This window comes from Pseudoalteromonas shioyasakiensis, assembly GCF_019134595.1.
Taxonomy (GTDB): Bacteria; Pseudomonadota; Gammaproteobacteria; order Enterobacterales; family Alteromonadaceae; genus Pseudoalteromonas; species Pseudoalteromonas shioyasakiensis_A.
In genome coordinates this window covers 997826-1010963 of record NZ_CP077770.1, presented here as the reverse complement: position 1 = coordinate 1010963, position 13138 = coordinate 997826, and the positions used below count along the sequence as shown (strand labels likewise).

Below are 13138 nucleotides of genomic sequence, written 5' to 3'. Positions count from 1 at the left end.
CTATTCCTTTAGAAATATTCATATTGTGCGATAAACATAGAATTTTTTCATCAACGCCGCTTTTTTATATTTTTTCATGTAAAATACCGCGCTTTAATAATTGCAAAGAATGAGTATTACCATGCAAACCACAATGCCAGATATTGCTGATACGGCTCCCGCCTTACAAACAGGTAAATTAGACTGGGTTGGCATGGGCGAAATTGAACTTCCTTTCATTTTTGAAACTCGCAATATTGCCCCTGTAAATGTAATTGCCAATGCGCGAGCTTTTGTAAACTTGCATAAAGAAGACGCAAAAGGCATTCATATGTCGCGTTTATTTTTAGCCCTTGATACCTTATCAACCGAGCAGCAAGTTAATCCACAAACTCTTAAGCAAGCACTTGATGCTTTTATTAGCAGCCATGATGATTTAAGCGACCAAGCACAAATCGAATTTAAATTTGAGCTACCTCTGCGTCGTAAATCTTTATTAAGTGGCAAAGTAGGTTGGAAAAACTACCCTATTCATCTGATCGCTAAGATCAACCAAGGCATTGTCAGTTTTGAGTTAATGGTTGATGTTACTTACTCGTCAACATGCCCATGTTCAGCGGCTCTTGCTCGTCAGTTAATTCAAAATGCCTTTCGCGCAAAGTTTGCAGAGCAAAATATTGATAAGCAAACTGTTTTAGAATGGCTAGGCACAACAGACGGCATTGTTGCTACACCACACTCACAACGTTCAATTGCAAACGTGAAAGTAAAACTCGACAGCCAAATTGACAGTTTTGATGTGGTTGGCTTAATTGATGCTTTAGAAGCTGAGCTAAAAACGCCAGTACAAGCAGCAGTTAAACGTGAAGATGAGCAAGAGTTTGCCCGCTTAAATGGTCAAAACCTCATGTTCTGCGAAGATGCTGCACGTAAAATTAAAGGTTTACTTGAACAGCAAAACTACGAAGATTATTGGCTACAAATAAACCACTATGAATCACTTCATGCTCACGACGCAGTAGCTATCGCTGTTAAAGGAGTTGCTGGCGGATACACAGCTTAAAAATTTCGGTGAGCTCCACTCATTTAGGCACGCTAATTGCTTTTAATTTTCAGTGTCAATTTGTTGTTGTGGAGTTACCGTATGGAGTTCGCTTTATTATCAATTTTAGTATTAGTCGTAGTAGCCTCTGTTGTTGCGTCAAAGTTTACCGATGAAGGCGGAAACCCTTATCCTTTCACTCGTAAGCAAACTGTTTTTACGCAAGTTGAGAGTGCTTTTTTACATCTTCTAGAACGTGCTGTAGGCGACCAATATAAAATCGTCAGCCGCGTTAAACTGATTGATTTAATTGACTGCAAGCAAGGTCTATCAGTAAAAGCCAAACGTGCTGCAATTGCTAAGGCCAAAAACAAACAGCTAGATTACGTGCTTATCGACAAAGACAAACTTACTATTGTCGCTGCTGTTGATTTAGTAAATAACACCAACCGCGACGGCCATAAAGCACAACGTGACTGGTTTGTTAGTGGCGCGTTAGAAGCGGCAGGCATTCCGCATATTCGCATGAAGGTAAAATCAGGTTATCAACCAAGAGAAGTGCGTGACGCAATCATGTTTAAGCTTGGTAAACCTGCAGCAGCCCCTGCAAGACCTGCACGCAACCGCGTTACTAAACCTGCGGTATTGTCACCATCACAAGCAAAAGCACACTCAACAGCACTTGCAGAAATATAGGCCGTCATAATATTGGCAAAAGCAGACTTTAAGGTCTGCTTTTTTGTTTGTTTTAGACATTTTTAGGTATAATCATCCTATTCAATCTAAGGAATCAAATATTATGCACGTTGGTATTATTGGCGCGATGGAGCCAGAAGTAAAAATCTTACGCGAAGCGATGGCAAACCCAAGCATCATAACTAAAGCGGGTTTCACATTTTACACGGGTGAATTAGCGGGTAACACAGTTACTTTAGTTCAATCTGGTATTGGTAAAGTGGCTTCTGCAGTAGCAACAACACTACTAATCGATAACTTCAGCCCAGACTGTGTAATAAACACAGGTTCTGCAGGTGGTTTTGAGCCATCGCTAAATGTAGGCGATGTGGTTATTTCTTCAGAAGTTCGTCACCACGATGTAGACGTGACTGCATTCGGTTACGAAATCGGCCAAGTACCACAAATGCCAGCTGGCTTTGCTGCTCACCCTAAACTGATTGAAGCGGCAGAACAAAGCGTAAGCCAAATCAGCGATGTTAAAACCATGATTGGCCTAATTTGTACTGGTGATTCATTCATGTGTGACCCAGTACGAATTGAAAAAACACGTGCTGAGTTCCCAACTATGCTTGCAGTAGAAATGGAAGGCGCAGCAATTGCACAAGCTTGTCACGTGCTAGAAACACCATTTGTTGTTATTCGTTCAATGTCTGACATTGCTGGCAAAGAATCACCGCAATCATTTGAAGAGTATATCGAAACGGCATCTATCAACTCATCTAAAATGGTTGTTGCTCTTTTAGAGAAGCTAACATCGGTGAGTTTATAAGGTGATTGCAAATATTGTTCAAAACCATTTGGACATTATTGTATTTTTTGTAGCGCTCTTAGCTGAGCGCTTCTTTCCTTTGGTTAGTTGGTATCATCCTAATACCTTTTTAACCGTTATTTTCTCTGCGCTTAGCGATCGTTTATACAACCCAACGAACCCCAAAAGCTATCAGTATTTAGCCTCAACCTTGGCTTTTACACTCACCATTTTAGTGATAGTGACATTGGTTGTGCTGTTTTTAGAGTTTGCTTTTTACCCTGAGCTATTAAATGGCTTAATTTTATATTTATTACTCAGTAGCCGCGCTCAAGAGAAGAAATCATTACGTATTGCCAGATTACTCAAGCTCAACCAAAAAGCGACTGCTAGAGAGCTTCTTGCAAGCCTCGTTGCCCGTGATGTCTCACGTTTATCAGCCCCTGGCATTTGCAAAGCAACCATGGAATCACTGGTGCTACAAAGTGCGCGGCATTATTTTGCCGTTATATTCTTTTATCTACTTGGCGGCGCTATCCTTGCTTTAGTTTATCGCTTACTCACATTAATTCATCAAGCATGGCGAAAAAACCTAAAACCAAACAACCCGTTTTTGGCTCCCATTGCTAAATTACTATTTGTATTGGAGTGGTTACCCACTCGATTAGTCGCTTTAACGATTGCAGCAACCAATGCTAGCAAACAATGTATTCATTATATAAAACACTATGGCAGACACTTTTATCAAACCAACACGGGTTGGCTGTTAAGTGTTACATCGGCTGCTTTGCAAGTACAGTTAGGCGGCCCTGCCCTTTATCAAGGTGAGCGCTTTAATAAAATGCGTGTTGGGACCGATCGCCTACCAGATGCCGATGATATTGCCGCTTTAGTGAATCGCTTAAATCAAGCGAAAGCATTTTGGTTACTACTGATAGTCGGGATTGAAGTAATTAGCCTATTCACAAACTAATCAAAATATAAGCATAAAAAAACCAGCCGCAGCTGGTTTTTTATACCAATTAGCTTTATTAAGCTAAGGTGATTTTAGCAAACTTACGTTTACCTACTTGGTAAATCTGTGTTGTGCCTTTAGCAACTTCAAGCTTAGTATCCGTTACTTTTTCTTCACCATTAATCTTTACAGCGCCTTGTTTAATCATACGCATTGCTTCTGACGTACTAGCTACAAGGTTAGCTTCTTTTAATAAATTAGTAATAAACACGGTGTCTTCAGCAATTGTTACTGTCACTTCTGGGATCTCATCTGGTAATGCATTTTTTTGGAAACGCTTGATGAAATCTTGATGAGCACCTTGGGCTGCTTCTTCACTGTGGAAGCGTGCAATCATTTCTTTGGCAAGCTCAATCTTGATGTCGCGCGGGTTTGCACCATCAGCAACACGCTGCTTAAGCGCAGCAATTTCTTCGATTGATAAAGCACTTAATAAGTCATAGTAACGCCACATTAGCTCATCGCTAATAGACATTACTTTACCAAACATGTCGTTAGGCTCATCAGTAATACCAATGTAATTACCTAATGACTTAGACATTTTCTGAACGCCGTCAGTACCTTCAAGCAGTGGCATCATAAGTACTGTTTGTGGCTTTTGACCTTCGTCTTTTTGTAATTCACGACCCATTAATAGGTTAAAACGTTGGTCTGTACCGCCAAGCTCAACATCAGCTTCTAATGCAACTGAGTCCCAACCTTGTACCAGTGGATATAAAAATTCGTGGATAGCAATTGATTGACCGTTGGCATAACGCTTTTTAAAGTCATCACGTTCTAGCATACGTGCTACTGTTTGACGCGCAGCCAGTTTAATCATACCTGCTGCACCTAAGTTCTCCATCCAAGATGAGTTGAATGCAACAGTTGTTTTAGCAGGATCAAGAATTTTAAATACTTGCTCTTTATAAGTTTCAGCATTAGCTAAAACATCTTCACGCGTTAACGGTTTACGAGTTACGTTTTTACCCGTTGGATCACCAATCATACCGGTGAAGTCACCGATTAAGAAAATCACTTCATGACCTAGGTCTTGGAAGGTTTTCATTTTGTTGATAAGAACTGTATGACCTAAATGCAGATCAGGCGCAGTTGGATCGAAACCCGCTTTGATCTTAAGTTTCTTACCAGACTTTAGCTTTTCGACTAATTCGTCTTCAATTAATATCTCTTCTGCACCGCGTTTTATCTCAGCTAGAGCGGTTTGTAAATCCACTGTGTATTACTCCAAAAATTCAGCTACCGGGGCGTGGTGGCCTATCAGGGTTATAAAATATAGAGCTAAAAACTTTAAAATTTAGCTAGTTAGCACCAAAAAGCGACACTAGAAAAAAGCCTAACTTAAATAGTTTAAGAAACAGCCCTGAAGGCAGCGCGCATGATTGTTCTTTATACCGCGTTATTGCAATTTAATGAAGGTACTTTAGTTAACTAATATAGATTTAGTTTAACCATAGGCATCTGCTGCAATTTTAACCAAAAAAGTTTAACGCGCTGAGCAATTCTAGCGTAAAATAGCGCCAGTTTAAATCTACAAAACACTGGTATTTGCTCTATTTTAGGTATATCCTGCGATATTAGTATTTAAATTTCTTGACAGCAGAAAAGGCACGATATGGTTCACGTAGTGCACAAACTTCCCAAAAAACACAAACTGCTTATTCTCGGTTTGGTTTCTGCTATTGTTGGCTTGGCATTATTGCCTTCTGAAAAAGCCACCGCTTCAAAGGATAACAGTGCAAACGCACTTGAAATTGGCAAACGCTACGAATTACAAGTTAAAGTTGATGATAACGAAAAACTAACTGAGCTTAATTCACAGCAAGCAGCAGCAAAACTTCCAGAATACGAGCTTATCGACCATGAAGTACGTAATGGCGATAATTTAGCACTTATTTTTAAACGTGCGGGTTTTTCGGCGCAAACATTACACAAACTTGTTAATACCAACGCTGAAACTCGTAAGTTAACTAAAATTCACCCAGGCGAAATTTTAAGCTTTGCAACCGCTGAAGATGGCTCTTTAGCGCAGCTACGTTATGTGATCTCAAAAACAGATACCTTATACGTTACATTAAATGACGAAGGTAACTACGACACTTCTATCGATAGCAAAGAAATCGAAACGCTAAGTAAATCTGCTGGCGGTGAGATCTCTAACAGCTTTTGGACATCGGGTATTGCCGCTGGCTTAAGCGAGCGTCAAATTATGAATTTTGCTGACATCTTCGGTTGGGATGTCGACTTTGCTAATGACATTCGTAAAGGTGATCAGTTTGGTCTTATTTACGAGTCTCACTATGTAGATGGTGAGTATATTGGTGATGGTAAAATTATTGCCGCAGAATTTATTAACCAAGGTGAGCGTTATACCGCTATTCGCCATACTGATGGTAACTTCTACACGCCTGAAGGCCGTAGCATGAAAAAAGCCTTCTTACGCGCACCTGTTAACTTTAAGTATATTAGTTCGAGCTTTAACCCGCGTCGTTTACACCCAGTGACCAAAACTGTAAAACCACATAACGGTATTGATTACGCAGCGCGTACAGGTACGCCAGTTGTATCATCGGGTAATGGTAAAGTGATTAAAGCAGGCTACAGTAAATACAATGGTAACTATGTATTTATTAGCCATGGCACACAGTATGTGACTAAGTACTTACATTTAAACAAAAAGATGGTTAGAACTGGTCAGAAAGTGAAACAAGGCCAGAAGATTGGTACTGTTGGTGCGACAGGTCGTGTGACGGGCCCACACTTACACTATGAATTCTTAGTTAACGGTGTACACCGTAACCCTAAAACGGTCAAACTACCTAAATCAGAGCCTTTACCGCGCGATGAGCTAGCTAAGTTTAAACCGATTGCTGATAACTTCTTAGCGCAATTACAGCGTAACCGTGAGTTACAATTAGCGTTAAATAAGTAGTTAAGTAAACATGTAAAAGCCGCTTCAATTGAAGCGGCTTTTTTGTGCCTAAATAAATCTGGCTAAAACTATTATAGACTTTACTAAAACGAGTACTGAAGGCACTGCGGGTTAATACAATTATTACCTTAAAAGAACATAGATAAGTTGAATAATCAGCGAAATCATCACCAGTGGCCAAATATACTTTGCATACTTTGTCGCGCCATCAAGCCCCATTTTAGACTGATACTTTTCAAGTAGCGGTATTAAAATAACCAAGGCAACAAAAAGGCATAATAAGATAATAAAAACATTCATGGCGGCTTCCTTACACAACTATCATTTAACTACAATTTCTTTAGGATGACCCTAGTCTATAGGCAAAAAAAAGCGCAGTAAAATTACTGCGCCAGTCGGTTGGAAGTAAATCGACTTAATCGTATTGTTAGCCAACAATCGCTAACAGAATACCTGCTGCAACGGCACTTCCTAATACCCCTGCTACGTTTGGTCCCATGGCATGCATTAACAAGAAGTTATGCGGGTTGCTCTCAAGACCTACCTTATTAACCACACGTGCTGCCATTGGTACCGCAGATACACCTGCTGCGCCTACTAATGGGTTGATTGGCGATTTAGAGATCTTATTCAGACCTTTTGCCATAAACACGCCTGAAGCTGTACCAATTGCAAAGGCCAAAGCACCTAACACCAAAATACCGATTGTTTCTACGGTTAAGAACTTATCGGCAGCAAGCTTTGAGCCTACCGCTAAGCCTAAGAAAATGGTGGTAATGTTGATGATTTCGTTTTGCGCACTATTGCTTAAACGATCAACTACGCCCGATTCACGCATCAAGTTACCTAAACAGAACATACCTACAAGCGGTGTTGCTGCGGGTAAAAACAAGATAGTTAAACTAAGCACCATTAACGGAAAAACAATTTTCTCTTTTTTCGATACCGCTCGAAGTTGCGGCATTTGAATTTCGCGCTCTTCTTGCGTTGTTAGTGCACGCATAATTGGCGGCTGAATAATTGGCACAAGTGCCATGTATGAATAAGCCGCTACTGCGATTGCACCAAGTAAGTCTGGCGCCAGCTTAGATGCTAAGAAAATAGCCGTTGGTCCATCTGCACCACCAATAATGGCGATCGCCGATGCATCTTGTAACGAAAACTCAAAGCCGGGAATAAAGTTAAGTAGAATTGCACCAAATAAAGTAGCAAAAATACCAAACTGCGCAGCCGCGCCTAACAGCAACATACGTGGATTTGCTATCAGGGCACTAAAGTCTGTGAGTGCACCCACGCCCATAAAGATCAAAAGTGGGAATACCCCAGAGTCAATCCCGATATGGTACACGTAATACAAAAGACCACCCGGCTCAGATAACCCAGCAACTGGGATATTAGTTAAAATAGCCCCAAAGCCGATAGGTAATAACAACAGTGGCTCAAAGTTACGGGCGATTGCTAAATAGAGTAACAAGCAACCAACCGCAATCATGATCAATGCCGGAAAAGTAAAGTTAGCAATACCCGTGGCATGCCAGAGGTTTAAAACACCATCCATCCTCTGTCTCCTATGCCAGTGCGATTAGCGCATCGCCAGTGGCAACAGAGTCGCCTTCTGCTACTAATACTTCAGCTATTGTGCCTGAGTGTGCAGCGCGAATTTCGGTTTCCATTTTCATCGCTTCCATAATGATAACCACATCACCTTCGTTAACAGTTTGACCTGGTTTTACTTTTACTTTGAAAATATTACCAGCCAATGGTGCATTGAGTGTTTCGCCCGCTGACGCTGAAGCTGACTGAGGAATTAACTCACTGTCTTTGAGGGTTACCTCTTTAAGTTCACCACCTTGGGCTACGACCACATCGTAAACTTTACCATCAACTTTCACGCTATATTGCTCTGCTTTTGCAGGGCTTGTAGAGGCAGGTTTGCTTTCTGACTTAGCAACTTCACCCGTTGGAATGGCTTCAAACGCATCAGGGTTGTTACGGTTTTTAATAAACTTAAGGCCAATTTGAGGGAATAATGCATAAGTAAGCACATCATCAATCACCTCATCAGCAAGCTCTAAACCTTGCTCTTTAGCTTCACTTAATAACTCTGCTTCAAGCTTCTCAAGTTCAGGCTCAAGCTTATCAGCAGGACGGCACGTAATTGCTTCAGCGCCATCTAATACACGCTCTTGTAGTTCTTTATTCATTGGCGCTGGTGTTGCACCATACTCGCCTTTAAGCACACCCGCAGTTTCTTTAGTGATGGTTTTATAACGCTCGCCAGTCAGTACATTGAGTACCGCTTGAGTACCAACAATCTGCGACGTTGGTGTAACTAGAGGAATGTAACCTAAGTCTTCACGAACACGCGGGATCTCAAGTAATACCTGATCAAGCTTATCAGCTGCGCCTTGTTCTTTGAGCTGGTTTTCCATGTTCGTTAACATGCCGCCCGGTACTTGGGCTAATAAGATACGCCCATCAACACCTTTAAGGCTGCCTTCAAAAGCAGCGTATTTCTTGCGTACATCACGGAAGTAAGCTGCAATTTCTTCTAATTGGTTTAAATCAAGACCGGTGTCACGCTCAGTGCCTTCTACAATTGAAACAATGGTTTCTGTGGCGCTATGACCATAGGTCATACTCATTGAAGAAATAGCCGTATCAAGCATATCGATACCCGCATCGATTGCTTTTTGGTAAGTTGCAGTACTTAAACCTGTCGTCGCGTGGCATTGCATCGCAATAGGAATAGATACAGTTTCTTTTAAGCCTTTGATCAACTGTTCGCAATCATATGGCTTTAATAAACCCGCCATATCTTTAATACAAATTGAATGACAGCCAAGATCTTCTAGTTGCTTTGCAAGCTCAAGCCACATATCAAGCGTATGTACAGGGCTTACTGTATAAGAAATAGTACCTTGAGCATGAGCACCGACTTTAACTGCTGCTTTAATCGCAGTTTCAAGGTTACGCACATCGTTCATCGCATCAAAAATACGGAATACATCAACACCGTTTTTGTGGGCACGTTCAACAAACTTTTCGACTACATCATCAGCATAATGACGGTAACCTAGAAGATTTTGTCCGCGCAGTAGCATTTGTTGCTTAGTGTTTGGCATTGCCGCTTTTAACTCGCGAATACGTTGCCAAGGATCTTCACCTAAATAACGGATACACGAGTCAAACGTCGCACCACCCCATGATTCAATTGACCAATAACCCGCATTATCGAGTTTTTCTGCCATGGGTAGCATGTCGTCTAAGCGCATACGCGTTGCCAAAAGAGACTGGTGTGCGTCACGCAATACTAATTCGGTTAGTTTTAATTTAGCCATGTTTAAGCTGCCCCGTTATTTTTGTTTATTTCGAAATTGAGCAATTGCAGCGCTGATTGCTGCAATATGTGCCTGTGGCACACCCTGTTGAGGTTGAATTTTTGCTGTACGCGTAGGTTCTGCAGTTGCAGGATCATCAAACCGACCCACTATCTTTGACATTAAAGTGACTGCTGAAATCAAAATAGTCAGAAAAACAAACACGCCTACCATGCCTGTCACCATCAAACTGGCCGCAGTGGTGAGTAATCCACCTATATCCATACGACTCCCCTCGCTTACTTAAAATAAAAAGTTATTTTTGTTAAATAATTATGCACCAATAATAACAAACAAAATTCATTTGTATAGCACCATTGTAAATTGGTAAAACCAATTAAATTTAAAATAACATGCCGCACATATAATTAACACCCTACTATTAGCGCATTTAAAGCCCCGTTATAGATGATATAAATAGTCAATATAGCCAGACGTTATATGTTTAACTATTAACCAACCGTAGTAAAATCCTTAAAAACCACGCACAACAAGGTGTTAGAGCCACCCCCTCAAAACAAAGTTAAATTGGTCTTACCAATAAGCGAGGCATTTCTCTTTTTCCTCATTCAGCTCAATATGAAAAAATATCACTATGAATAAGTTACATGCTTACTCGTAAAAGTTACCAAATGATGAACCCTCTAAAGAACAGCAAAAAACCACAACCCATTGAAATATATAAAATAAAACTTCTGGCACAGAACTCGCTTTAGTTATATCGAACTTAAGAAAATTTAAATAGCCAAGGAGACCACTATGTTACGCTGGACAATTACTTTTTTAGTTATCGCGTTAATCGCAGCAGTGTTAGGTTTTGGCGGTATCGCAGGAGCCGCTGCAGGCATCGCTAAGATTATCTTTTTTATATTTTTAGTATTACTAGTTATTTCGCTGGTATCAGGAGCACTTAGAGGCAGTGTCCCTAAGTAGTTAAAAGCAGATAACCACTTACTTTATTTTTATTTACAAGGAATTTCATTATGAAAAATTCAACTTTAAAAGCCGCTACTATCGCCCTATTTTCAGGTTTATTCATCATGGGTTGTGAAGACAACTCTGCTGAAGACGCAGGTGAGCGTATTGATGAAGCAATTACTGATACACAAAATGCAGTTGAAGATGCATGTGAAGAAGTAAAAGAAGGTGTTAATGCAGAAGAAACTAACTGCTAATAACACACCTTACTTTAGAAAAGCGGCCAAGTGCCGCTTTTTTGTGTATGTGAGTTAGCAACTCTATGCTGCCTGCAACTCGTGCCAAGAAGCTTGCTAACTTTACTCTTTCCCCTAGAAACTCGCTAACTTGTTGGGTTTCGCTCCGCTCTAACCAACCTACCGGCTCTTTTTTTTAATCTGATAGCTGACGGCTGAAAGCTGATGGCTCATTTTCCTATAAACTCGCAACTTTACTCTTTCCCTTAGAAACTCGCTAACTTGTTGGGTTTCACTCCGTTCTACCTAACCTACGAGCTGATGGCTAAGAGTACGTTTTCATTTACAAACCGTAGTGAGAGGCTTGTTTGTCGTTACACTTGCTATATGCCACTGGCCGTCGATAAAACTTACTTTTGCTACATCGCTTACAGCAAAGTCGCCAGGGACATTTAAGCGCGTTAAGTTACTTGCTAACTGCTGCTGACAATATGGGCCGGTATCGCCATGCATCACGAGCACTGGCTTATTGGTGTGCTTTGCAAAGTCGCTGATGGCATCTCGGTAGATTTTAAATGCATCACAATTAGAACGCTGTGACTCACTGCAAGCGGGTTTACTGGTCGGGTGGTAAATATCAGCCTGAAAGCCAAACACATAGGCCTTAGCATCCTGGTGGACAAGCGCTTGTTTTAACCAAATTAAGTTGTACTTATCACGCTGGTCGGCGGCATCTAGTGCCGCGTTTTTATCACTTTTTAAAATTTGTGAGCGACCATTAAAAGTGCCCGGTATATGCAAAGTACGAAACTCAATGCCATCAAACTGCCAGCGGGCATTTTCTAGCATTTCAGCTTGAGTTGCATAACCCTGAAGTTGCTGTGCTTTTTTTGTATAAGCATCGTCGAACATTAATCCTTTAACAAAGCTTAGCCGTTCAAGCTCATCAAAACGCACCGATAGCTTTTCTCGGTCGCAATCGGTCCATTCATTATCACCGGGGGTGTAAATAAAAGGCTGCGAGGACAACGACGTCAATAACACTTTATTACTTTGCAAAAGCTTATTCGTGCAAGCAAGCGCTCCCGATTTCATATCACCAAGATGCATTAAAAAACCATGCGGTGTTGCTGCGATTGCCTTGGTGATTTTTCCTTCTTTGGCGAGATTAATTTCATCAATCGGGGTGTATGGCATATCGCCCATAACTAAAAAAGTATTTGTGGTCATTGCAAGTGCTAAAGACATTGAACTAACAAACATACAGCTTACACCTTTAAAATACACATACCTTAAGCTCTCACAATGACAACTAAATGAAAACCAACTGCGGCAGATTTTTTTTATCAATGTTAAACTGCCGCCAGCAAATTAAGTGAGCCCACGAATGACATTAAGTACAACTTACAAATTAGATAAACCGTATTATTACGAATGCTTTGATGAGTCTTTACCTTATTCATCACAAGCTAAGCCTAAATACCCGCTGTTGGTATTGTTAATAACCTTAGGCTTATTAGCTTTTTATCAATTAGATAATCATTATTTAGGCAGCTTTATGATTATGCTTGCCGTGGTTGAGTGCTTATCGTTTTATTACAAACGCCCATGGTGGGTCACAAGACAAATGATGAGTCGTGCATCGGGTAGCGAAGTGACTGTCGTATTTGATGATGAAGGCGTTAAGGCCGAAAACCCGCATAAAAGCTACCAATTAAGCTGGCAACAAATTAGTGAGATTATTGAAACTGAGCGAGGTTATATTTTAAAGGCACAGCGAGGTATGCAATATATTTCTAAACAAGCGCTAAATGATGAAATGACGGCAGAATTAAATAAAAGAGCCACTCAGTGAGTGGCTCTTAAAAATATCTGTCGCTGATTAAACGTTGCCCGGATTTGGGTTAGATTTCTCTGCCTGGATTCGCATGTAGATTTCTTCACGATGTACTGATACATCTTTAGGTGCATTTACACCAATGCGAACTTGATTTCCTTTAACACCAAGAACAGTAACTGTTACTTCGTCACCGATCATAAGGGTTTCACCTACTCTACGAGTTAGTATTAGCATTCTCTTGCTCCCATGTTCCAAAAAATTAAAAGATTCCGCGTCAAAAACATTCTAATGAAATATAGACTTAAAAGTA

At 40.7% G+C, this 13138-nt stretch carries 15 protein-coding genes; 8 read left to right on the top strand and 7 right to left on the bottom strand.

Translation table 11 applies throughout. The features are described from left to right. Window positions 1-121: 121 nt before the first annotated feature. The 4 genes from folE2 to KQP93_RS04750 all read left to right on the top strand — a co-directional run bounded on the left by folE2 (window position 122) and on the right by KQP93_RS04750 (window position 3480). The gene (gene folE2, locus KQP93_RS04765; protein WP_217876091.1) at window positions 122-1042 is read left to right on the top strand and encodes a GTP cyclohydrolase FolE2; all 921 of its coding nucleotides are present in this window, start codon (window positions 122-124) and stop codon (window positions 1040-1042) included. Window positions 1043-1123: 81 nt separating this feature from the next. After that, on the top strand, window positions 1124-1717 hold the full coding sequence (locus tag KQP93_RS04760) for a DUF2726 domain-containing protein (RefSeq protein ID WP_217876089.1): 594 nt from the start codon (window positions 1124-1126) through the stop codon (window positions 1715-1717). A 103-nt stretch (window positions 1718-1820) separates the two neighbouring features. Continuing rightward, window positions 1821-2528 (top strand): 5'-methylthioadenosine/S-adenosylhomocysteine nucleosidase, encoded by a 708-nt coding sequence (mtnN, locus tag KQP93_RS04755; RefSeq protein WP_217876088.1) that lies wholly within the window; start codon window positions 1821-1823, stop codon window positions 2526-2528. 1 nt (window position 2529) lies between these two features. Next, a complete protein-coding gene (locus KQP93_RS04750) occupies window positions 2530-3480 on the top strand; it encodes a cobalamin biosynthesis protein CobD/CbiB (RefSeq protein ID WP_217876081.1) in 951 nt (316 codons plus the stop codon). A 58-nt stretch (window positions 3481-3538) separates the two neighbouring features. Here KQP93_RS04750 and tyrS read toward each other — a convergent pair whose 3' ends face one another. Beyond that, on the bottom strand, window positions 3539-4738 hold the full coding sequence (gene tyrS / locus KQP93_RS04745; protein ID WP_217876080.1) for a tyrosine--tRNA ligase: 1200 nt from the start codon (window positions 4736-4738) through the stop codon (window positions 3539-3541). Window positions 4739-5137: 399 nt separating this feature from the next. On the opposite strand from tyrS, the gene KQP93_RS04740 reads away from it, so the two are divergent. Further along, a complete protein-coding gene (locus KQP93_RS04740; RefSeq protein ID WP_175081113.1) occupies window positions 5138-6454 on the top strand; it encodes a peptidoglycan DD-metalloendopeptidase family protein in 1317 nt (438 codons plus the stop codon). A 123-nt stretch (window positions 6455-6577) separates the two neighbouring features. Here the strand turns inward: KQP93_RS04740 and KQP93_RS04735 are convergent, their stop codons facing one another. The 4 genes from KQP93_RS04735 to KQP93_RS04720 form a co-directional block, all read right to left on the bottom strand. Further along, entirely contained in the window at window positions 6578-6754 is a 177-nt protein-coding gene (locus KQP93_RS04735; protein ID WP_200907848.1) for a hypothetical protein, read from the bottom strand. 127 nt (window positions 6755-6881) lie between these two features. Next, entirely contained in the window at window positions 6882-8012 is a 1131-nt protein-coding gene (locus tag KQP93_RS04730; protein ID WP_217876078.1) for a sodium ion-translocating decarboxylase subunit beta, read from the bottom strand. A gap of 10 nt (window positions 8013-8022) precedes the next feature. Then, window positions 8023-9795, bottom strand: a complete 1773-nt coding sequence (oadA, locus tag KQP93_RS04725; RefSeq protein ID WP_217876076.1) for a sodium-extruding oxaloacetate decarboxylase subunit alpha — start codon at window positions 9793-9795, stop codon at window positions 8023-8025. A 15-nt stretch (window positions 9796-9810) separates the two neighbouring features. Next, window positions 9811-10059 carry an OadG family protein gene (locus KQP93_RS04720; RefSeq protein WP_217876074.1) on the bottom strand — a complete coding sequence of 83 codons (249 nt, stop codon included), beginning with the start codon at window positions 10057-10059 and terminating at the stop codon, window positions 9811-9813. A gap of 534 nt (window positions 10060-10593) precedes the next feature. Here KQP93_RS04720 and KQP93_RS04715 point away from each other — a divergent pair. Together KQP93_RS04715 and KQP93_RS04710 are read left to right on the top strand one after the other, a co-directional pair. After that, the gene (locus KQP93_RS04715) at window positions 10594-10767 is read left to right on the top strand and encodes a DUF1328 domain-containing protein (RefSeq protein WP_064971747.1); all 174 of its coding nucleotides are present in this window, start codon (window positions 10594-10596) and stop codon (window positions 10765-10767) included. Window positions 10768-10817: 50 nt separating this feature from the next. Next, the gene (locus tag KQP93_RS04710) at window positions 10818-11009 is read left to right on the top strand and encodes a hypothetical protein (protein ID WP_054551284.1); all 192 of its coding nucleotides are present in this window, start codon (window positions 10818-10820) and stop codon (window positions 11007-11009) included. 318 nt (window positions 11010-11327) lie between these two features. Here KQP93_RS04710 and KQP93_RS04705 read toward each other — a convergent pair whose 3' ends face one another. Then, window positions 11328-12251 carry a hypothetical protein gene (locus KQP93_RS04705; RefSeq protein WP_217876072.1) on the bottom strand — a complete coding sequence of 308 codons (924 nt, stop codon included), beginning with the start codon at window positions 12249-12251 and terminating at the stop codon, window positions 11328-11330. Between the two features lie 124 nt (window positions 12252-12375). On the opposite strand from KQP93_RS04705, the gene KQP93_RS04700 reads away from it, so the two are divergent. Continuing rightward, on the top strand, window positions 12376-12843 hold the full coding sequence (locus KQP93_RS04700) for a YcxB family protein (RefSeq protein WP_217876071.1): 468 nt from the start codon (window positions 12376-12378) through the stop codon (window positions 12841-12843). Window positions 12844-12870: 27 nt separating this feature from the next. Here KQP93_RS04700 and csrA read toward each other — a convergent pair whose 3' ends face one another. Then, a complete protein-coding gene (gene csrA, locus KQP93_RS04695) occupies window positions 12871-13062 on the bottom strand; it encodes a carbon storage regulator CsrA (RefSeq protein ID WP_036970495.1) in 192 nt (63 codons plus the stop codon). Window positions 13063-13138: the final 76 nt, after the last annotated feature.